This window comes from Methylobacterium sp. 1A (genome assembly GCF_058072805.1).
On record NZ_JBYQVE010000001.1, the window covers coordinates 3,509,580 to 3,531,315 of the forward strand.

A 21,736-nucleotide genomic window follows, 5' to 3' on the forward strand; every position below is an offset into this window, starting at 1 on the left:
CCGCTCCGGGTCCGGGCTCGCCTGCGGAGCCCAGCGAGGCGGCGCGCCGGGAAGCGCCCGCCCCGCTGGCAGGGATGATCTGACCCGAACGGGCTCACCCGCCTCGCGGAGCGGAAGAGAAGAGAAGAGAAGAGAAGAGAGGGGCCGCGAGAAGTCCCTACGCCGCCCGCCAGCGCAGCCCGACGCTGTTGCCGATGGCCCGGCCGTAGAGCCCGGCGTAGTTGTCGGCGGCCTGGTCCCAGCCGAAGCGGGCCGCCATGGCCCGCCGCCGCATGGCGTTGAGCCGCTTCTTCTGGCCGAAGGCCTCCAGCGCCCGCCGCACCGCCGCCCCGAAGGACGCGGCCGAGGCCTCCCCGAAGGTGAAGCCCGTCACGCCGTCCTCGACCGTGTCGGCGAGGCCCCCGGTCCGCCGCACGATCGGCAGGGAGCCGAAGCGCTGCGCGTACATCTGGGCGAGGCCGCAGGGCTCGAAGCGCGAGGGCATCAGCAGGAAGTCGCTGCCGGCGAACATCCGCCGGGCCTGCGCCTCCTCGAAGCCGACATGCACGCCGACCGCGTCGGGATGGCGCTTGGCCAACCCCTGCAGCGCCTGCTCGAACCGGCCCTCGCCCTGGCCGATCACCACGAGCTGGCCGCCCCCGGCCACGATGGTCTCGGCCGCCTGCAGGCTCAGGTCGATGCCCTTCTGGTGCACGAGGCGCGACACGATGGCGAAGAGAGGCCCGCGGGAGACCGCGAGGCCGAATTGCTGGCGCACCGCCTCGGTGTTGGCGCGCTTGCCCTTCCAGTCGTCGATCTCGAAGCGCGTGGCGAGGTGCGGGTCGGTGGTCGGATCCCAGCTCTCGTCGATGCCGTTCAGGATGCCGGCGAGCCGGCCCTGGCCGGCGCGGGTGCGCAGCAGCCCGTCGAGGCCGCAGCCAAGCTCGGGCGTCTGGATCTCCCGCGCGTAGGTCTCGCTCACCGTGGTGACCTGCGAGGCGTAGAAGATGCCGGCCTTCAGGAAGGAGAGCTGTCCGTAGAACTCGGCGCCGTCGACCTGGAAGGCCGAGTCCGGCACGCCGAGCCGGGGCAGGGCGTCCCGGGGAAACAGGCCCTGGTAGGCGAGGTTGTGGATGGTCAGCACGCTCGGGACCCGCCGGCCGCGCCACGCGAGATAGGCCGGCGCCAGGGCCGCCTGCCAGTCGTTGAGGTGCAGGATGTCGGCCGCCCAGTCGGGATCGGCGCCGGTGGCGAGGTCCGCCGCCGCGAGGCTGAGGCGGGCGAAGCGCAGGTCGTTGTCGCCGAAATCGCCGTGCTGGTCGCCGTAGGGCGTGCCGTCGCGCTCGTAGAGGTCGGGGCTGAGCAGGACGTAGATCCGCAGGCCGTCGGCCGCCTCGACCAGGCCGAGGTCGCAGGCGGGAATGCCCGCGAAGCCCTCGAGGCGGGCGACGACCGGGATCTCCGGGAAGGCCGCCCGGACCTGCCGGTAGCCCGGGATCAGGACGCGGATGTCGTAGTGCGGGACCAGGGCCCGGGGCAGGGCGGCCGAGACCTCGCCGAGGCCGCCGGTCTTCACGAAATCCGCCATCTCGGGCGTCGCGTAGAGGATGCGGCGGCGCAGCGAGGCCGGCCGGGCCGGAACTGGTACGGGACCGACGCCGTTCCCCTCGCCGGACGACCACTCGGCGAAGGGACCACCACGGCGCGCATCGAGCATCAGCATTGATCCTGGCCGGGCGGAATGCCCCGGTCTGGCAGTCGACCGGGCAGGCACGGCTGTCACGATCTCAACCACGGCCAATGCTCCTTCGCCGCGACGGTTCCGTTGCGACGCACAAAATAGGCCACCGTGGTGATTAAGCGTCACTTACCTATGTGGCATCGCAGCGAGAAATCGCGCCGCCACGGCGGATTTCGGCCGCTGGATACAGATCTTCGGCCCGGAACGACGGCGCCCGGCGTAACCGGACGGGTCCCGCACGTCCGTCTTCGCCCGATCGGCGGTGCCCGCCGAGCCCCTGATTCGGTCCCCGGCCTGACGGGTGCCGGAGCCGGGGCGGCCTCGCGTCACCCGGCGCGGCGCAGGATCACCCCCTCGGCGGGCTCCAGCGCCAGGGTGAGGCCGGCCGGCTCGCCCGCGCGCCCCGGACGGGTCGAGAGCAGCACGGTCCAGGCCCCCTCGGGGAGCGGCAGGTCCTGCGACGCCGCGCCGAAATTCAGCAGCACGCGCAGGACGGCCCCGTCGGCGAAGCGCTCGTAGGCGAACACCTCGGCGATCCCGAGCGGCACCTCGCGGTAGCCGCCCACGGCGAGCGCCGCGTGGTCGCGGCGCAGGGCGAGCAGCCGCCGGTGCAGGGTGAGCATCGAGCCCGGATCCGAGCGCTGGCTCTCGACGTTGCAGGCGGCCCAATCCGCCGCCAGCGGCAGCCAGGGCTCGGCGGTGGAGAAGCCCGCCTGCGGACTGTCGTCCCACTGCATCGGCGTGCGCTCCGGGTCGCGGCCGTGCCCGGGCTCGTTGTGCTCCCAGGGATCCCGGGCGCGATCCGGAGGAATCGGCACGTGGCCGAGCCCGATCTCGTCGCCGTAGTAGAGGGTCGGCGTGCCCCGCAGGGTCAGCAGCAGCATCGCGGCGATGCGGGCCTGGGCCGGCCCGACCCGGGCGGCGATGCGCGGCTGGTCGTGGTTGCCCAGCACCCAGTTCGGCCAGCCGCCCTCGGGCAGGGCCGCCTCGTACTGCGCCACGAGGTCGGCCACCGCGTCGGCCCGCCACGGGGTCTGGATCAGCTGGAAATTGAACGGCAGGTCGGCCCCGGTCAGGTCCGGGCCGTAATAGGCGACGAGCCGCTCCACCGGCAGGTAGATCTCGCCGATCAGCACCCGCTCGCCGTACTGGCGCAGCACCCCCCGCATCCCGGCGATCACGTCGAAGATCTCGGGCCGGTCGGCGGAGTAGACCTGGGTGAAGCGGTTGATCTCGGGCGAGCCCGGCGCGTAGTCGGGATTGGCCGGGTTGTCGCGGAAGCCCGCATCCTTCATCAGGTGCCAGATCACGTCGACCCGGAACCCGTCGACTCCGCGCTCCAGCCAGAAGCGGAGCACGTCGTGCATGGCCGCCCGCACCGCGGGGTTGCGCCAGTTCAGGTCCGGCTGCTCCGCCAGGAAGGCGTGGTAGTAGTACTGGCCGGTGGTCTCATCCAGCGTCCAGGCCGGGCCGCCGAAGTTCGACAGCCAGTTGTTGGGCGGGCCGCCGCCGGGTGCCGGGTCGCGCCAGATGTACCAGTCCCGCTTCGGGCTCGCGCGCGACGACCGGCTCTCGGAGAACCAGGGATGCGCGATCGAGGAGTGGTTCGGCACGAAGTCGAGGATCACCTTCAGCCGGCGCCGATGGGCCTCCGCCACGAGGGCGTCGAAATCGGCCAGCGTGCCGAACAGCGGGTCGATCCCGCAGTAATCCGCCACGTCGTAGCCGAAATCGGCCATGGGCGAGGGGTAGACCGGCGAGATCCACACGGCGTCGACCCCTAGCCATGCGAGGTAGTCCAGCCGCGCCGTGATGCCCGGCAGGTCGCCGACACCGTCGCCGTTCGTGTCCTGAAAGGAGCGCGGATAGACTTGGTAGACGGTCCCGCGCTTCCACCAGACGGTGTCGGTCATGCTGCGCCCCTCGCATCGGCGGCCCACGCTTAAACGCTGACCCGCGCCCTGGCGACCGGCGATGGTTGCGCCGAGAGCGCGCGTTGCGCGCGAAACGCCCCGACGCGGCGTCGCCCAGGGAATGGCTGCGGCCCCCAAAACCTGTGCGCATGCCCCTCACGCAGGGCGACGCCGCGCGGCTGTGCCTGGAATGTCACGCCGCCCTGCCATATCTCCTCCGCCGTGCCCGTGCGCTCCGCCGGAGCGGCGCTGCCACGACTTCGCCGGAAGCCGACCGCATCGTCGGACGCTTCGGGGCACGGATCGCCCGTCCGTTCATGCGGCGGCAATCCATCAAAAGAGATAATCCGCCCACGATACCCCCGGCGCTAGAATCCGGGGCGACGACTTTGGGGGACCCGCACGTGTTGAACGATGTTCTGACCCGGCCTGTGCCACAAGATGTCTCGCGCGACGAGCGCGCAACCGAGGCGCCCGCCCCGGCCGCCTGGACCGCCCCGGTGCTGTCCGGCAGCGGCGACGCGGTGGTGGACCTGCGCGAGGCGATCCGCGCCAAGCTCACCTTCACGCTCGGCCGCACGCCCGAGACCGCCCGCCCGCGCGACTGGTTCGCCGCGACGGCGCTGGCCCTGCGCGAGCGGATCGTGGCCGCCGCGCTGGCCTCCGAGCGGAGCGTGCCGAACAAGCGCGTCTACTACCTGTCGCTGGAATTCCTGATCGGCCGGCTGATGTCGGACGCGCTGAACAATCTCGGCCTCACCGAGACGACCCGCGGCGCGCTCCGGGAACTCGGGATCGATCTCGACGCCGTGCAGGACGCCGAGCCCGACGCGGCGCTGGGCAATGGCGGCCTCGGGCGGCTCGCCGCCTGCTTCATGGAGAGCATGGCCAGCATCGGCATCCCGGCCATGGGCTACGGCATCCGCTACGACCACGGCCTGTTCCGCCAGTCCTTCGAGGACGGCTGGCAGCGCGAGGCGCCGGAGACCTGGCTGGCCGAGGGCAACCCCTGGGAATTCGCCCGGCCCGAGGCGACCTACGCGATCGGCTTCGGCGGCACCGTCACGCTGTCCTCGCCGGAGGAGGGCGTGATCCGGCGCCACTGGCAGCCGGCCGAGACCGTGCGGGCGGTGGCCCACGACGTGCCGGTGGTCGGCTGGCGCGGCCGCCACGTCAACGGCCTGCGCCTCTGGAAGGCCGAGGCCGGCGAGCCCGTCGACCTCGCCCGCTTCAACGGCGGCGACCACGTCGGCGCGGTCGCGGCGCGGATGCGCGCCGAGGCGATCTCGCGGGTGCTCTACCCGAGCGATTCCTCGGCCGAGGGCCAGGAGCTGCGCCTGCGCCAGGAATACTTCTTCACCGCGGCCTCGATCCAGGATCTCGTGGCCCGCCACGTGGCCGAGCGCGGCGACGTCCGGTCCCTGCCGGACCACGCGGCGATCCAGCTCAACGACACGCACCCGGCCATCGCGGTGCCGGAGCTGATGCGCGTCCTGCTCGACGTCTACGGCCTCTCCTGGGAGGATGCGTGGCACGTCACCACGCACACGCTGCACTACACGAACCACACCCTCCTGCCCGAGGCCCTGGAGACCTGGCCGGTGGAGCTGATGGAGCGGCTGCTGCCGCGCCACATGCAGATCATCTACCTGATCAACTGGATGCACTTGGAGGAGCAGGCCAAGCACGGCCGGCAGGAATCGGCGGATGCCGCGGCCTACCTCGCGTCGATCTCGCTGATCGACGAGTCGCACGGGCGGCGGGTCCGGATGGGGCACCTCGCCTTCCACGGCGCGCGCCGGGTCAACGGCGTCTCGGCCCTGCACACCGACCTGATGCGCTCGACGGTCTTCTCCGACCTACACGCGCTGGATCCGGACAAGATCGTCAACAAGACCAACGGCATCACCTTCCGCCGCTGGTTCCACAACGCCAATCCCGGCCTCACCCGGCTCGCCGTGGAGACGGTGGGCGCGGGCGTGCTCGACAATCCCGAGCTGCTCCGGGGCCTGGAGGCCCACGCCGAGGATCCGGCCTTCGTGGCGCGCTACGCGGCCGTGCGCCGGGAGCGCAAGGAGGCCCTGGCGGCGATCATCGCCGAGCGCACCGGCATCGACGTCGATCCGGCCGCTTTGTTCGACATCCAGGTCAAGCGCATCCACGAGTACAAGCGCCAGCTCCTCAACGTGGTCGAGACCGTGGCGCTCTACCAGGCGATCAAGGCCGAGCCGCACCGGGACTGGACGCCCCGGGTGAAGATCTTCGCCGGCAAGGCGGCGCCGAGCTACGTCCAGGCCAAGCTGATCATCAAGCTCGCCTGCGACGTCGCCAAGGCGGTGAACGACGATCCCGAGGTCGCGGACCGGCTGAAGGTGGTGTTCCTGCCGAACTACTCGGTGAGCCTCGCCGAATCGATCATCCCGGCCGCCGACCTGTCCGAGCAGATCTCCACCGCCGGCATGGAGGCCTCGGGCACCGGCAACATGAAGTTCGCCCTCAACGGCGCGCTCACGGTGGGGACCCTCGACGGCGCCAACATAGAGATCCGCGACCATGTCGGGGCGGACAACATCTTCATCTTCGGCCTGGAGGCCGACGGCGTCCGCGCCCGGCAGGCCGAGCCGGACTACGCGGCCCGGGCGATCCAGGCCTCGCCGCGGCTGGCCGCCGCCCTCGACATGATCGCCTCGGGACGGTTCTCGCCGGAGGAGCCGGGCCGGTTCCGGCCGCTCACCGACGACCTGCGCCGGCGCGACCAGTACCTGCTCACCGCCGATTTCGACGATTACTGGCGGGTGCAGCGGTCGATCGACGCCGCGTGGCGCGATCCCCGCGGCTGGTGGGCGAAGGCGATCCGCAACACCGCCCGCATGGCGTGGTTCTCCTCCGATCGCGCCATGCGCGAGTACGCCGAGGAGATCTGGCGGGTTCGCCTGGGCTGAGTCGCCACCGGCCCGCTCCCGCACGGGAGCGGGCCTGCCCTGCCCTCAGGCCGCGCGCACGCCGTCCAGGAACCGCCCGACCTCCGCCGCGAGCCCCTCGGACTGACGGGACAGGGCGGTGGCGGCCGTGAGCACGTGGTCGGCCGCGACCCCCGTCCGATCGGAGGCCTCGGCCACCCCGGCGATGGTGCCGGTGACCTCCGCGGCGCCCCGCGTCGCCTCGGCGACGGTGCGCACGATCTCCCGGGTCGCGGCGCCCTGCTCCTCCACGGCCGCGGCGATCGCGATCGCCACCCCGTTGATCTCGCGGATCCGGTCGATGATCGCGCCGATGGCGCCGACCGCGGATCCGGTCACGCCCTGGATCCGGCCGATCTGCGCGGCGATCCCGTCGGTCGCCCGCGCGGTCTTCTCGGCCAGGGCCTTCACCTCGCCCGCCACGACCGCGAAGCCGCGGCCGGCCTCGCCGGCCCGCGCCGCCTCGATGGTGGCGTTGAGGGCCAGCAGGTTGGTCTGCTCGGCGATGGACGCGATCAGCCGCACCACGTCGCCGATCTCGGAGACCGCCTGCCGCAACTCGGCCACGAGCCCGGCGGTCTGGTCGGCCTCGCCGACCGCCTGCTGGGCGAGTTCGGACGAGCCGCCCGCCTGACGGCCGATCGCCTGGATGGCGCTGCCGAGCCGCTCGGTCGCGGCCGCCACCGCGCCGATGTTGACCGCCGCAGCCTCGGCCGCCAGCGCCACCGCGCCGGACTGGCTGGCCGTCTCCTGGGCGGTCGCGGTCATCTGGTGGGCGGTGCCTTCGAGTTCGCCCGCGGCGGTCGAGACCCGGTCCACGATCCTGGCCACCGCCGCCTCGAAGGTCCGGGCGAGGCCCATCGTGGCGTCCTTGCGGGCCGCGGCCGCGGCGGCGTCCGCGCGCCGCCGGCCCTCGGCTTCCGCCTCGGCGTTGCGGATGATCAAGCTCCGGATCGCCTCGACCGCCCGGCCGACCGCTCCGATCTCGTCGCCGCGCCGCGCCTCCGCGATCGTGGCCGCGCCGTCGCCCTGCGCCACGCGCCGCAGCGCGGCGACGAGGCGGTGGAGCGGCCGCGTGACACCGACCACGACGATGGCCGCGGAGAGTCCCAGGGCGACGAGCAGGCCCGCCACCGTGGCGCCGATCAGGACCGTCCGGGCCTGCTCGGCCCCCTGCTGCGTGGCGATCTTCGCCTCGCCGAGGCGGGCCGCCGCCGCCGCCTCGTACGCCTGGGCCGCGCGATCGAACTGCGCCCGGACCTCCCGGCTGGCGACCACGCCGACCTGGATCGCCGCCGGCCGGTCATTCCGGAGCGCGAGGTAATTGGAGCGGTCGAGCAGGTCGAAATAGTCCCGGGCGACGGTGCCGATCTGGCGCTGCAGCGCCGCGATCTCAGCGCGCCGCGAGCCCTGTTCCAGCGTCTCGATGCCGTCGGCCACGGCCTTGACGGAGGCGTCGTAGCGCTTGCGGAAGAGGGGGATGTCGCCTTTCGGCTCGCCGATGATGAGGTTGCGGTTCATGAGCGCCGCATCGACGAATTTTTTGCGGACACGTGAGAAGATCTCGAGCCTCGCGAAATAGTAATCCACCAAAAATCTATCTCTCTCCTCGATCGCTCTGAGTTCTCTGAGCGAGTACGCGGCAGAGGCAGCGCACACGATCACCATGAACAAGAGCGGCGCGGACATTTTTACATGCAGGTTCGCATCGCGCAGGATCCGCATTCCGTTCGATCTCCGCCGGCGTCACCGGCACAGCTTATCACACGCTACGAACAGGAAGCCACGATCGATCAGATCACTCTTCGCGCGCATGAGTACGCGAACCGATACAGAGACTGAATTGATAATTACAGAGATCGATAAATCGAATGCCATAATGGTGCGTTATTCAAACGCTCGTGCCTGCATGACTATGCCCGAACGGGGCCGGGGTCAGGCGCCTCGGACGAGCCCGAGCCGCAACCCGACGCGGCGCAGGCCGCGCCGCAGCCGGTGAAGCTGGCGGGCGGCGCGCGGGGCGAGGCCGAGTCTGCGCCGGCAGACGACGTGCGACACACGCCCGATCCGCGGGCCCGGATCCGGCACGCCCTTGCGCAGGGCGATGTCCGGGCGTTCCGCCGACTGCGCGATCGTCAGCGCGCGCGCCGCCGGGAGGGTCACGCTGCGGAACATCGCGCGCGTGTAGTAGGAGAACGCGTCGTAGGCGACGAGGGTCCGCGCCCGCCCGGTCGCCGGATCCTCGACCGTCAACGTGCCCGCCCGCGGCCCGTAGGTCACGAGGAGCCCGATCACGTCGCGGGGGCGTCCCAGGGGAACGGCGACGCGCGTGCCCTCCGGGATCTCCAGGAAGTCCAGCGGGATGCCGTTGCGGCGCAGGGCGAACCCGCAGGTCAGGCCGGGGAGGGCGCGCAGCGGCAGGGCCTCGAACCGGCCCGGCAGGGTCCGGAAACGGTCGATATAGGCCCGCCCCGGCGGCGGCGCGCGCAGGAAGCTGTAGACCAGGGTGCCGTAGAGGTCGGCGCCCGCCGGCGTGACGTGGGTCGCGTCCTTCAGCAGGTAGGTGATGTCGCCCGCGCCCGCGGCCGCCACCGGGGCGGCGATGTCGAGATAGGGGATCCCGTAGAGGGCGCGGTACTCCGCCAGCAGGCCGGCGACGGGCTCGGCCGCGTAGTCGACGCCGCCCTGGTGGAGGTTGAGGAAGGCGACGGGCAGGTCCCGCCGGGCGGTCGCCGCGAGGATGTCGTCGAGATAGGCCCGCATCGTCGCGCCGTCGAAGTAGCGGACGTTGCCGGTGAACAGCTCGAGGAGGACGCGGTCGCAGGGGAGCGCGTCGAGGATCTCGTCGATCAGGGCGGCGATGGAGGGCAGGGAATGGCCGCCCCAGCCGCTGCGGAGGAACGTGACCGGGCGCCCCTCGGCCTCGGCCAGGGCGTTGGCCCGCTCGACGTAGCCCGGCAGCTCCGTGACGCTGTAGCCGAGGCAGAGGACGCGGATCATCGGGGCTCGGATCGGACTCGGATCGGGCTCGGGACCGGCCCCGTGCGGCCGCCCCGGCGCCGGTAGCAGCCGGGCGCCGCCGCGTCGAGGCGACGCCGGTCAGTCGATCACGATCGGGTAGCAGCGGGCGCCCACCGCGGCGGCGAGCACCTGCACGGCGCCGACCGTCGAGTGGTCGCCCGCCACGTGGACCACGTCGGTGGCGCGCAGGCTCGGCAGGTGGGCGCTGAGCGGGCCGGAGCGCACGTCCGGCGGCCGCTGGCGGCCGCGATCGGCGCAGAGCACGATCCGGCCGACGCCGGTGCGGCGCAGCCAGTCCAGGCTCTCGCGCATGTAGAGGTCCAGGGCGTCGCGGGCGCCGACGGCCAGGGCCATCTCGCGGGCGGGCTCGACGTAGCGGGCCGCCCGGGCGATCGCCCAGATCGCGCCGAAGCCGGCGCCGGCCGCCACCAGCACGAGCCGGCCGCCCCCGGGGCGGTACTGCCCCCGGCCGACGGGGCCCTTGAGACGCACCGGCTGGTCGAGGCGGAGCCCGTCGAGGGGATCGCCCTCGGGGTCGCGGGCGACGTGGAACACCACGTCGTTGATCTCGGTCGTGCCGTCGAGCCGCAGGGTCGGGGACAGCGTCCGCGTCGGCAGACCCGCGAAGGTCACCAGTGCCTGGTGGCCGGGCTCGCCGGTCGGGCGCCGGGTCAGGGTCGCGACGATCTCGAGGATGCCGGGACTGAGCCGGCGGATCTCCGTGACCGTGCCCTTGCGGACGGCGACCGGCGGCGGCGGCGCCTCCTCCTGGCCCTGGATCGGGGCGCCGGGGAGGGCCGGGCGCAGGGCCTCGGCCCGGGCCCGGCGGGCCGGATGGCGGCGGCCGGACGGCGCCGCGCTGCCCTGTGCGATCCCCTGTGCGATCCCCTGGCCGGCGAGCAGGTTGCCGGACTGCGCCTGCAGCGGCGCGATCATGCCCTCGGCCAGCGCCGCCTCCAGCGGCGTGTCGCCGGTCGAGACGCGGACCGACCGACCGTTGACGACGAGCGAGCAGCGCGCCCCCATGGCTCTCCCCCGCATGCCCTGGTGACGGATCAGCGGGCGCGGATCAGGAGCGAGTCGACCAGGGCCGCCCAGCGCTCGCGGGTCGCGCGGACATCGTCGGTCGGGGCCGAGTCGGTGAGGAGCTGGCGCTGCGCCCGCAGCGACTCGACCTCCTGCCGCTGGGCCCGGAGTACCGCCTTCATCACCTGCAGCTCGGTCTCGAGGCGGGCGATCGCGTCGGCCTCGTCCCGCGCCTCCGCGTCGTCCGCGGCCTCGTCGGCGTAGACGTAGGCGTCGGCGAACGCGTCGACGCGGCGCGGGTCGCGGAGGGGCATCCGGGTCCGGACCTGCTGCTCCAGCCGGACCGGCCGGGCCATCAGGCGACGCACGAGGTCCGAGCCGCCCGCCTGCTGGTAACGCCGTGCCGCCTCGGCCATCCGACCCATCCCCATCGCGGGCGCTGGAGGGCCCGCCTATCAACAGGAGCTTGATCGGACATGGTTAAGGCGGACTTAAACCGATCCGCAACTTTCGCCGGATCGGGTCCTGGGAGCAGCCCTCAGGCCGCTTCCGGGGCGGCCCCGACGATCTGGCGGGCCTGCAGCATGGTCATCGGCTCGCCGAAGGCCGGGCCGAGGGCGTACTCGCAGCCGAGACCGGCGAGCGCCTGGGCGTCGGCCTCGGACTCGCAGCCCTCCGCCACGATGGCGAGGTTCAGCTCGCTCGCCATGCGCACGATGGAGCGCAGGATCGCAGTCTGCCCGGTGCCGATCTGGCGCACGAAGGTCGCGTCGACCTTGATCGTGTCGAACGGGAAGCGCTGGAGATAGGAGAGGGCCGAGTAGCCGGTGCCGAAATCCGACAGGCACAGGCCGGCGCCGAGGTCGTGGATCCGCGCCAGCATCTGGGCGGCGTATTCCGGGTTCTCCATCACGAGGCTCTCGCTGAATTCCAGCTTGAGCGAGCCGGGCAGGGCCCCGGAGCGGGCCAGCACGGTCTTCACGTCGTGCAGGAGGTCGTGGCGCAGGAGCTGGCGCGAGGACAGGTTGCAGGCCGCGAAGATCGGCGGCTCGACCTCCAGGGAGCGCTGCCACGCCGCGAGTTCGAGAGCCGTGCGCTCCAGGGCGAAGATGCCGAGATTGACCACGAAGCCGCTCTCCTCGGCGAGCGGCAGGAAGGTCGAGGCGGGGATGCGCCCGAGCTTCGGGTGGTCCCAGCGCAGCACGGTCTCGAACCCCGCCACGGTGCGGTCCTCGAGCCGCACCACCGGCAGGAACAGCACCCGCAGCTCGTTGCGCTCGATCGCCTTGCGCAGGTCGCTCTCCAGCATCAGCCGGTCCGAGCGGTCGGTGCGCATGTGGGCGCGGAACACCTCGATCCGGTCGCCGCCGTTGCGCTTGGCCTGGATCATGGCGATCTCGGCGCTCTTGAACACCTCGTCGCGCTTCAGGTTGGCGCCGGCCTCGTAGAGGGCGAGGCCGATCGAGACGGTCAGGAAGATCTCCCGGTCGGCGTAGGTGATCGGCGTGGCGATCGCCCGGCGGATCATCTCGGCGAAGGCCAGGATCCGGTCCGGGTCGCGCTCGGAGAGCAGGATCACCGCGAACTCGTCGCCGGCGACCCGGGCCAGCGTGTCCTGCGGGCGCAGCAGGCGGCCGAGGCGGCGCGACAGGGTCAGCAGGATCGAGTCGCCCGCCGACAGGCCGATCGCGTCGTTGATGCCCTTGAACCGGTCGACGTCGAGGACGATCACGGTGGGCTTGAGGCGCTGGTCCTGGCCGGCGAAGGCCAGAGCCGCGTCGAGGCGGTCGCCGAACAATTCGCGGTTCGGCAGGCCGGTGAGGCTGTCGTGCACGGCGTCGTGGAGCAGGCGCTCCTCGGCGGTCTTGATCTCGGTGACGTCCGCGATGGTGCCGACCACCCGGATCACCTCGCCGTCGGCGCCGATCACCGGCCGCGCCTTCAGCCGGTACCAGAAGAACGTGCCGGCCTCCGAGCGCAGGCGGAAATCGTGGACGATGCGGCCGCGCCGCTCCTCGATCACCGTGTCGAGGGCCGCCGAGTAGCGCTCCACGTCGAAGGGGTGGAGCGCGCCCAGCCAGTTGGTGGCCGGCCCCTCCAGGGTGCCGCGGGCGAGGCCGAGCTGGCCCTCGATCTCAGGGCCGACGAAGACCCGGTCGGCGGGCACGTCCCAGTCGAACACCACGTCGCCGGCGCCGGTCAGCGCCAGCGCCCGCCGCTCCGTGTCGGAGACCAGGGTGTGGCTGAGGCCGCCCCCCGCGAAGGCGTGCTGGAGCACCGTGAAGCCGATCAGCATCACGATCAGCACGAGGCCGCCGATCAGGGCCGGCTGCACGAGGTCGCTGCCGATCTGGCCGGTGACCGCGAAGCCCGCCGCCGTCACCCAGACGACGAGCAGGAGCCAGGTCGGCACCAGCAGGATCGCCCGGTCATAGCCGTTATGGGCTGCGAGGTAGACGATCAGCAGCAGGCCGATCCCGGCCACCGCGGCGATCGAGATCCGCGCCACACCCGCCGCCACCGGCGGGTCGAACACCGCGAGCCCGACGAGGCCCGCCAGGAAGGCGAGCCAGAAGAACGCCACGTGGCTGTAGCGCACGTGCCAGCGGGCGAGGTTGAGATAGGCGAACAGGAAGACCAGCAGCGTCGCCCCGAGCACCGCCTCCGCGGAGGCCCGGTAGACCCGCTCGGCGAGCTCGGTGACCGGGAACACCCGCTGCAGGAAGCCGAAATCGATGCAGGCATAGGCCAGCACCGACCACGCGAGCGCGGCGGCGGCCGGGAAGATGATCGCGCCCTTGACCACGAACACGATGGTCAGGAAAAGGGCCAGCAGGCCGCTGATCCCGATGATGATGCCCTTGTAGAGGGTCAGGCCGGCAGTCTTGCGGCGGTAGGCGTCCTGGTCCCAGAGGCGCAGCTGGGGGACGTTGGAGCCGCGCAGCTCGGCCACGTAAGTGACGGTGGCGCCGGGATCGAGCGTGATGGTGAACTGGTCGGCCTCCGGGTTCTCGTCCCGCTCGGGCCGGATGCCCTGGCTCGCCGTGATGGCGGCGATGCGCGAGCCGCCGAGATCGGGCCAGATCACCCCGGAATCGACCAGCCGGAAATGCGGGGCGACCAGGATGCGGTCGATCTGCTCGTCGGTGTCGTTGGTGAGCGCGAACACGATCCAGTCGGGCCGGGCGCCGGCGTCGCGCGCCTTCACGACGATGCGCCGGACGATGCCGTCCTTGCCGGGCGCCGTGGAGATCTGGATCAGGTCGCCGTCGGAGCGGTAGCGCTCGATCGCGGTGGTCAGGTCGATCACCGGCGCGTCGAGGGTGACGCGGACCGCCTCCACGGCCTGGGCGGGCGCGCTCGCGGCGAGCGTGAGCGCGAGGGCACCGACGAGACCGCCGACCAGGGTCAGGAGGAGGGCGAGGATGCGCAAGGGTGTCTTGACTTCCGGCCGTGCGAGCTTCGGCATCGGCCGCCCGGGCGGCCTCGATCGATAGGCGCGGACCTGACCTGGGGCAAGGTCACCCCGGGGCCGGTCCACCGCCCGCGGATCGCGCCCCTTTGCGGCCAAATCAAGTTGGGCGGGGCGGGGGCCGGCCGTTGCGGGGGGTCTCCGCTCGCAAAGACGGTGGCGCGGCGACCGACCGAAGCTGCCCTACGCTCCCCGGAGCGCGCCCGCGATCCTGTCGAGGGCGGGCAGCTTGCGGATCGGGCCGATCGCCGCCAGCGTCGGTGTGCCCTGCAGCATCGCGGCCGCCGCGGCGCGGACGTCCTCGACCGAGACGGCGTCGACCTTGTCGATCACCTCCCCGGCGGGAATCACCCGGCCCCAGGCCAGGATCTGGCGGGCGTTGCGCTCGATGCGCCCGCCCGGCGTCTCCAGGGCCGAGAGCAGCGAGACCTTCAGCTGCGCCTTGGCGCGGGCGATCTCGGTGGCGTCGAGGTCGCGGGCCGCCCGGGCGGTGGCCGCCAGGGTCACGTCGACGAGTTCGGGCAGGTCCGCCCCGGCGGTGCCGGCGCCGATTCCGAACAGGCCGCAATCGGAGAAGGGCCAGTGGAAGGCCTGGATCTCGTAGGCGAGGCCGCGGGTCTCGCGCACCTCCTGCCAGAGCCGCGAGGTCAGGCCGCCGCCCAGCACCTGCGCGAACATGTGGAGCGCGTAGTAGCGGTCGTCCCGGAAGGAGAGGCCCGGCAGGCCGATCACCACGTTGGCCTGCTCGAGCTTGCGCGGCATCCGCCGCTCGCCGCCGCCGTAGATTCCCGGCACCGAGGCGGGGGCGGTCTTGGCCGGCAGGGTCCCGAAATGGCGCTCTGCCGCCGCCACGATCGCCTCGTGGGTCACGGCCCCGGCGCCGGCCACGACGATGCGGTCCGGCGTGTATTCCCGGTCGAGATAGGCGCGGATCCCGGCCTCGTCGAAGCTCCGGATCGTCTCGGGCCGCCCGAGGATCGGCCGGCCGACCGGCTGGTCCGGGAAGGCCGCCTCCGTGAAGGCGTCGTAGACCACGTCGTCCGGCGTGTCCTCGACGGCGGCGTATTCCTGCAGGATGACGCCCTTCTCCCGGGCGAGCTCGCCCGCGTCGAACACCGAGTCGGTGAGGATGTCGCCGATCACGTCGAGGGCGAGGCCGGCATCCTCGCCGAGCACCCGGGCGGTGTAGCTGGTGCCCTCCGTGGAGGTGGCGGCGTTGATCTCGCCGCCGACATTCTCGATCTCTTCCGCGATCTTCTGCGCCGACCGGGTGCGGGTGCCCTTGAAGGCCATGTGCTCGATGAGGTGGGACAGGCCCGCCTCGTCGGCGCGCTCGTTGCGCGAGCCGGCGCCGACCCAGACGCCGAGGCTCGCGGTGGCGACCCCGGGCATCGGCTCGGTCACCACCGTGACGCCGTTCGGAAGCCGCGTGGTGCGCAGGGACGGCGAGGCGGCGTGGGTGGAGAAATGCTGGTTCATCGACGGCTCGTCGCGGAGGGGGCCGGATGCGGCGCGGGTCCCCGCTCCCGCACGGGAGAGGGGGCGCGTCGCGTGACGCGCGCCGGGCTCACGCACCCCTCGTGATGCGGGCGCGCTCGCGGATGAGCGACTCCAGGGCGGCCTGGTCGTTGGCGACCCGGGTCAGGCGCTCGGGCCGGTCCATCAGATCGGCGAGGTGCGGGGGCAGGGCGGGGCGCAGGCCGCCGGTCGCCCGGGCGACCGCGTCCGGGAACTTCGCGGGATGCGCGGTGGCGAGCGCCACCACGGGGGTCGCCGGGTCCCGCTCCAGGAGCCGCCGCCCGGCCCGGACGCCGATGGCGCTGTGGGGATCGAGCACCACGCCGGTGGCGGCCTGGGTCAGGGCGATCTCCGCCATGACGTCGGGCTCCGGCACCGCCACGGCGTCGAACTCCGCCCGCACCGTCGCCAGCACCTCGGGGTTCAGCGAGAACCCGCCGGACTGCTTCAGACCGGCCATCAGCCGCGACAGGGACGCGGCGTCGCGCCCCAGCGCCTCGAACAGCAGCCGCTCGAAGTTCGACGAGATCTGGATGTCCATGGAGGGCGAGGTGGTGGGGACCACGCCGCGCAGCTCGTAGGCGCCGTGCTCCAGGGTCCGCACCAGGATGTCGTTGGCGTTGGTGCCGATCATCAGCCGCTCGACCGGCAGGCCCATCTGCTTGGCGACCCAGCCGGCGAGCACGTCGCCGAAATTGCCGGTCGGCACCGCGAAGGAGACCGGGCGGTGGGGGGAGCCCAGCGCCACGGCGCTGGTGAAGTAGTAGACCGCCTGCGCCGCGACCCGGGCCCAGTTGATCGAGTTGACGCCGGACAGCCGCACCGCGTCGGCGAAATCGGCGTGCTGGAACAGGGCTTTGACGAGGTTCTGGCAATCGTCGAACGTGCCGTCGACGGCCAGCGCGTGGACGTTCTGCGCCGGCACCGAGGTCATCTGCCGCCGCTGCACCTCCGAGACCCGCCCGTGCGGGTAGAGGATGAACACGTCGACCCGGTCGAGGCCGCCGAAGGCCTCCACGGCGGCCGAGCCCGTGTCGCCCGAGGTCGCGCCCACGATGGTGGCGCGGGCGCCGCGCTCGGCCAGGACGTGGTCCATCAGCCGCCCGAGCAGCTGCATCGCCACGTCCTTGAAGGCGAGCGTCGGCCCGTGGAAGAGCTCCAGCAGGAACAGGTTGTCGTCGAGCTGGGTCAGCGGGCAGACCGCCGGGTGGCGGAACGTCGCGTAGGCCGCGTCGATCATCCGGTCGAGGTCCGGCCCGGCGACGTCGCCGTCGATCAGCGGGCGCAGCACCCTTTTGGCGGCCTCCGCGTAGGGCCGGCCCGCCAGGGCGGCGATCTCCGAACGGCCGATCTGCGGCCAGGTCTGCGGCACGTAGAGCCCGCCGTCGCGGGCGAGGCCCGCCAGGAGCGCGTCCGAGAACGAGAGCGGCGCGGCCGCGCCGCGAGTCGAGACGTGGAGCACGGGGTCCTCCGAGGGAAGGCGCCCCCTCTACACGATGCCGGCGGACCTGTCGAAAGCCGAGCGCCGCCGCTCTGGCTGCCGGGCGCGCACGGGGCGGGGCCGGCGGTTTAACCGGGGCTGAACGGGCCGGTTCAGGGCCGGTTGCCCGGCCGCGTCCTAGAGCCGGACCGCCCCGCGGCCCCCGAGCCACCGGGGCGGATCCCGTCTCGGAGAGAGCCGACATGACCCGAATCATCGCCCTCGCGGGCGTCGCGGCACTGCTGTCCGGCACCGTCGCCTTCGCGCAGGCCCCGCCGCCGCCGCCCGGCGGCCCGAGGCCCGGCCCCGAGGCCGGCGCGCCACCCCCGCCCCCCGGCGACCCGCGCCGCGGTCCCGGCCCGGACGGCCCCCCGCCGCCTCCGCCCCCACCTCCGCCGTCGCGGGCCGCCCACATCGTGCTGGAGCGCGGCGACGCGCGGGTCGACGTGAAGTGCGCCGACGACGACACGACCAAGGCCTGCGCCGACGTCACCCTGCAGATGCTCGAGAAGCTCGGGACGTTCCGGCCCTGAGCTCGGCCTCCGCGCCCGCCGTGCCGGCGGCGGGCGCCCCTCGGGGGCGCGCTCTCCTGCGCGCGTCCTCAGGCGCGCGTGCCGGGCGCCTTGGTGAGGCGGCAGCCGGTGATGCGCCACTGCCCGTCCGCGTCGCGGGCGAGGCTGTACTCGGCCGTCCAGTCGACGCCGTACTCGTCCTGGATCGCCACAGACTGGACCACGCCCGCCGGGTCCGTGTCCCGCGCCTCGCCGAACACGAAGCTGCGGTGGCGGTAGACCGGACGGTACTGGTTCCGGACCATGCCGATGAACAGGTCGGCATTCGGGAACAGCTCCCGGATCCCGGGCGCGGCCTGCTCGTAGGCGGTCTGCGCGTCGTCGCGGCCGAGCGCCTGCTCCTGCTTGGCGATGACCGCCCGGGCCGCCGCGCGCCCCGCCTCGTCGGCCGCCACCGGCCCCGCGAGGCCGAGGACGAGGAGCAGGGCGGGCCACGCGCGCATCGCTGTCACTCCGGCAAGGTCAGGCAAGGTCAGGCAGGGTCGGACCGAGATCCGTCATCGTCACGGGAAGATGGTCTTCGCCACGCCCACGACAATGTTTGTGACCCTGCCGACAGTGATCGCCGCACCGTCACCGCATCGTGACCGATCATCGCGCCGCGCGGAAGCGCGGGCCGGCGGGAAGGCGCGGCCGGACGGGAAGCGCGCATGGGTTGGGCAGGCATCGCGCCCTGGTTGTGCAAGTCGCTGGAAAGATAGGCATTTTCGCGCCCGACGGGCGCCGCGGGTTTGACCCTCCGCGGCGGTTTTGCGAGCCTCCGCTTGCCGACTCGGTTCCGGCGGGGGACCGACCGGGCGGAGCGCGGGACGACGATGCAGAGCCACGCGGACGACAGCGCCGATGCCCGTCCGGCACAGGCCATGAGTGTCGGGGTGTTCATCCCCATCGGCAACAACGGCTGGCTGCTGTCGGAGAACGCCCCGCAGTACCGCCCGAGCTTCGCGCTCAACAAGGCGATCACCCTGAAGGCGGAGGGCTACGGGCTCGACTTCGCCCTGTCGATGATCAAGCTCCGCGGCTTCGGCGGCAAGACCGAGTTCTGGGACCACAACCTCGAATCCTTCACCCTGATGGCGGGGCTCGCCGCCGTCACCACCCGGATCCGGCTGTTCGCCACCGCGGCGACCCTGTGCCTGCCGCCCGCCATCGTGGCGCGCATGGCCGCGACCATCGACTCGATCTCCGACGGGCGCTTCGGCCTGAACCTCGTCACCGGCTGGCAGAAGCCGGAATACGACCAGATGGGCCTGTGGCCGGGCGACGATTATTTTGCCAAACGCTACGACTACCTAGCCGAGTACGCCCAGATCCTGCGCGACCTGTGGGAGACGGGCGCCAGCGACCGCAAGGGCACGTATTTCCAGATGAACGATTGCCGGCTGAGCCCCCGGCCGCAGGCGCCGGTGAAGATCATCTGCGCCGGCCAGAGCGGCGCCGGACTGGCCTTCACGGCGCAGTACGCCGACTACAATTTCTGTCTGGGCAAGGGGCTCAACACGCCGACCGCCTTCGCGCCCGTGGTGGAGACGCTCGCCGAGGCCGGCGCGCGGACCGGGCGGCGGGTGACCGCCTTCGCGCTGTTCATGATCATCGCCGACGAGACCGACGACGCCGCGATGGCGACCTGGGCGCACTACAAGGCGGGCGCGGATGCCGAGGCGATCGCGTGGCTCGGCGTCCAGGGCGCGGCCGACACCAAGTCCGGCAGCGACACCAACGTGCGCCAGCTCGCCGACCCGACCTCGGCGGTGAACCTCAACATGGGCACCCTGGTGGGCAGCTACGCCAGCGTGGCCGCGATGCTCGACGCCGTCATGACCATCGACGGCGTCGAGGGCGTGCTGCTCGTCTTCGACGATTTCCTCAAGGGCCTCGACGATTTCGGGACCCGGATCCAGCCCCTGATGCGGTCGCGCCGGCACGTGACGGCGGCGGCACTGCCCGAGGTCGCCTGATGGACCGCCCGATGGACCGACCGATGGATCGCCAGATGGATCGCCCCGCCGGTTACCGCGACGCCCAGGGCCGGCACGGCGGCGTCGTCCTGCCGGCCCGCCCGGAGCCGGTCGCCCTCGATCCCGCGACCACGGTCCTCATCGTGGTGGACGTCCAGAACGCCTACGCGAGCCCGGGCGGCTACCTCGACCGGGCCGGCTTCGACGTCTCGGGCACCGGCCCGGTGATCGCCCGGATCGCCCGGGCGGTGGCGGCGGCGCGATCCGCCGGCATCCCGGTCCTGTGGTTCCAGAACGGCTGGGACCCGGCCTATGTCGAGGCCGGCGGCCCGGGCTCGCCGAACTGGCACAAATCCAACGCCCTCAAGACGATGCGGCGGAATCCTGAAGCGAACGCGCAGCTCCTCGCCAAGGGATCCTGGGACTACGCGCTGGTGGACGCCCTGAATCCGGAGCCCGGCGACATCGTGATGGGCAAGCCGCGCTACAGCGGCTTCTACAACACGCCCCTCGACAGTACCCTGCGGGCCCGGGGCGTGACCACGCTGGTCTTCACCGGCATCGCCACCAACGTCTGCGTCGAGTCGACGCTGCGGGACGGGTTCCACCGGGAGTATTTCGGGATCGTGCTGGCCGACGCCACGCACCAGGCCGGGCCGGAGAGCCTGCAGCACGCGGCGCTCGCCAACATCGAGACCTTCTTCGGCTGGGTCTCGGACGTCGCCGCCTTCGAGGCCGCCCTCGGGGCGTCCTCACACGCCGGGATCGATACATCCGGCGGTACATCCGGCGGCGATCTGGCCGGATAAGTGCATCGCGCGCCCGGCCGGTGACCGGCAGGGTGCGCGAAGACCGCCGCGACGCGGCCTCCCGCGCGGCCTGCCCGGCCCGGCCGACAGGTCGCGCGCGGGAGGCGCAGGGGAATGCCCAAGCAGGTCGTGATACCGCCGGGGACCGGCAAGCCGCTGGCCCCCTACGTGCCGGGCACCCTGGCCGACGGAATCCTGTACGTCTCGGGCACGCTGCCGCTCGATGCGGAGGCCAACGTGGTCCATGCCGGCGACGCGGCGGCCCAGACCCGCCACGTGCTGGAGACCATCCGGGGCGTGGTCGAGGCCGCGGGCGGCACCATGGACGACGTCACCTTCAACCACGTCTTCCTGGCGGACTGGGCCGACTACGCGGCGATCAACGCCGTCTACGCCGAGTATTTCCCGGGCGAGAAGCCCGCGCGCTACTGCATCCAGTGCGGCCTCGTGAAGCCCGAGGCCCGCGTGGAGATCGCCGCGATCGCCCATATCGGCCGCTGATGGGCCCGCTCCATCACGCGGTGGCCGGCGCGGCGGGCGGGCGGCCGGTGCTGCTCTCGCCCGGGCTCGGCGGCGCGGCGGGCTACTTCGCGCCGCAGATGGCGGCCCTGACCGCGCGGTTCCGGGTCGTCACCTACGACCACCGCGGCACCGGGCGCTCGCCCGGCCGGCTCGCGCCGGACCACGACGTTCCCGCCATGGCGCGGGACGCGCTCGGGGTGCTGGACGCGGCCGGGATCGACCGGGCCGACGTGGTCGGCCACGCGCTCGGCGGCCTGATCGCCCTCCAGATGGCGCTGGACGCCCCCGGGCGGGTCGGGCGCCTCGTCGTGATCAACGGCTGGGACGCGATGGACCCGGCCACGCGCCGCTGCTTCGCGGCCCGCCGGGCGATCCTGGCCGGGGGCGGGCCGGAGGCCTACGTGCGGGCCCAGGCGATCTTCCTGTACCCGGCCCCCTGGCTCTCCGCGGAGGCCGACCGGGTCGAAGCCGACGCGGCGCAGGCCCTGGCGCATTTCCCCGGCGCCGAGACCGTGCTGACCCGCATCGCCGCCCTGGAGCGCTTCACCATCGCGGACCATCTCGGGGCGATCGGCCACGAGACCCTGGTCATGGCCGCCCGGGACGACGTGCTGGTGCCCTACACCCGGTCCGAGCGGCTGGCGGCGGCGCTGCCCAAGGCCCGGCTCGCCCTCGCCCCGGAGGGCGGCCACGCCCACAGCGTCACCCGGCCCGAGGCCTTCAACCGGGCGCTCCTGGAGTTCCTGGACCGGGACTGAGCGCCCG

At 72.6% G+C, this 21,736-nt stretch carries 16 protein-coding genes; 6 read left to right on the plus strand and 10 right to left on the minus strand.

The window, feature by feature from the left end:
- Positions 1-157: 157 nt before the first annotated feature.
- The gene (gene glgA, locus ACX9MN_RS17025; RefSeq protein WP_489724987.1) at positions 158-1,696 is read right to left on the minus strand and encodes a glycogen synthase GlgA; all 1,539 of its coding nucleotides are present in this window, start codon (positions 1,694-1,696) and stop codon (positions 158-160) included.
- Between the two features lie 350 nt (positions 1,697-2,046).
- On the minus strand, positions 2,047-3,633 hold the full coding sequence (locus ACX9MN_RS17030) for an alpha-amylase family glycosyl hydrolase (protein ID WP_489724988.1): 1,587 nt from the start codon (positions 3,631-3,633) through the stop codon (positions 2,047-2,049).
- Between the two features lie 404 nt (positions 3,634-4,037).
- Here ACX9MN_RS17030 and ACX9MN_RS17035 point away from each other — a divergent pair, with 404 nt between their 5' ends.
- Complete coding sequence (locus ACX9MN_RS17035; protein ID WP_489724989.1) at positions 4,038-6,575, plus strand: glycogen/starch/alpha-glucan phosphorylase; 2,538 nt, start codon at positions 4,038-4,040, stop codon at positions 6,573-6,575.
- 45 nt (positions 6,576-6,620) lie between these two features.
- Here the strand turns inward: ACX9MN_RS17035 and ACX9MN_RS17040 are convergent, their stop codons facing one another.
- From ACX9MN_RS17040 to thrC, 7 genes are all read right to left on the minus strand, one after another.
- Positions 6,621-8,183 (minus strand): methyl-accepting chemotaxis protein, encoded by a 1,563-nt coding sequence (locus ACX9MN_RS17040; protein ID WP_489724990.1) that lies wholly within the window; start codon positions 8,181-8,183, stop codon positions 6,621-6,623.
- Between the two features lie 345 nt (positions 8,184-8,528).
- Positions 8,529-9,593 (minus strand): SGNH/GDSL hydrolase family protein, encoded by a 1,065-nt coding sequence (locus ACX9MN_RS17045; RefSeq protein ID WP_489724991.1) that lies wholly within the window; start codon positions 9,591-9,593, stop codon positions 8,529-8,531.
- A gap of 99 nt (positions 9,594-9,692) precedes the next feature.
- Positions 9,693-10,640, minus strand: coding sequence for a ferredoxin reductase domain-containing protein (locus ACX9MN_RS17050; protein WP_020093343.1), 948 nt, complete (start codon positions 10,638-10,640; stop codon positions 9,693-9,695).
- Positions 10,641-10,669: 29 nt separating this feature from the next.
- Complete coding sequence (locus tag ACX9MN_RS17055) at positions 10,670-11,056, minus strand: hypothetical protein (RefSeq protein ID WP_489724992.1); 387 nt, start codon at positions 11,054-11,056, stop codon at positions 10,670-10,672.
- Between the two features lie 122 nt (positions 11,057-11,178).
- Entirely contained in the window at positions 11,179-14,109 is a 2,931-nt protein-coding gene (locus ACX9MN_RS17060) for an EAL domain-containing protein (protein WP_020093345.1), read from the minus strand.
- A gap of 186 nt (positions 14,110-14,295) precedes the next feature.
- Complete coding sequence (locus ACX9MN_RS17065) at positions 14,296-15,591, minus strand: M16 family metallopeptidase (protein ID WP_489724993.1); 1,296 nt, start codon at positions 15,589-15,591, stop codon at positions 14,296-14,298.
- 88 nt (positions 15,592-15,679) lie between these two features.
- The gene (gene thrC / locus ACX9MN_RS17070; RefSeq protein WP_489724994.1) at positions 15,680-17,092 is read right to left on the minus strand and encodes a threonine synthase; all 1,413 of its coding nucleotides are present in this window, start codon (positions 17,090-17,092) and stop codon (positions 15,680-15,682) included.
- A gap of 221 nt (positions 17,093-17,313) precedes the next feature.
- On the opposite strand from thrC, the gene ACX9MN_RS17075 reads away from it, so the two are divergent.
- The gene (locus ACX9MN_RS17075; protein WP_056523167.1) at positions 17,314-17,643 is read left to right on the plus strand and encodes a hypothetical protein; all 330 of its coding nucleotides are present in this window, start codon (positions 17,314-17,316) and stop codon (positions 17,641-17,643) included.
- 68 nt (positions 17,644-17,711) lie between these two features.
- Here the strand turns inward: ACX9MN_RS17075 and ACX9MN_RS17080 are convergent, their stop codons facing one another.
- Positions 17,712-18,125, minus strand: a complete 414-nt coding sequence (locus tag ACX9MN_RS17080; protein WP_042674454.1) for a DUF4864 domain-containing protein — start codon at positions 18,123-18,125, stop codon at positions 17,712-17,714.
- Between the two features lie 420 nt (positions 18,126-18,545).
- Here ACX9MN_RS17080 and rutA point away from each other — a divergent pair, with 420 nt between their 5' ends.
- The 4 genes from rutA (at position 18,546) to rutD (ending at position 21,729) form a co-directional block, all read left to right on the plus strand.
- Positions 18,546-19,640 carry a pyrimidine utilization protein A gene (rutA, locus tag ACX9MN_RS17085; protein ID WP_091677692.1) on the plus strand — a complete coding sequence of 365 codons (1,095 nt, stop codon included), beginning with the start codon at positions 18,546-18,548 and terminating at the stop codon, positions 19,638-19,640.
- A gap of 11 nt (positions 19,641-19,651) precedes the next feature.
- Positions 19,652-20,449, plus strand: a complete 798-nt coding sequence (gene rutB / locus ACX9MN_RS17090; protein ID WP_489724995.1) for a pyrimidine utilization protein B — start codon at positions 19,652-19,654, stop codon at positions 20,447-20,449.
- 114 nt (positions 20,450-20,563) lie between these two features.
- Positions 20,564-20,950 carry a pyrimidine utilization protein C gene (rutC, locus tag ACX9MN_RS17095; protein ID WP_020093352.1) on the plus strand — a complete coding sequence of 129 codons (387 nt, stop codon included), beginning with the start codon at positions 20,564-20,566 and terminating at the stop codon, positions 20,948-20,950.
- On the plus strand, positions 20,947-21,729 hold the full coding sequence (gene rutD / locus ACX9MN_RS17100; RefSeq protein WP_489725234.1) for a pyrimidine utilization protein D: 783 nt from the start codon (positions 20,947-20,949) through the stop codon (positions 21,727-21,729). The genes rutC and rutD overlap by 4 nt, the downstream gene beginning before the upstream one ends.
- Positions 21,730-21,736: the final 7 nt, after the last annotated feature.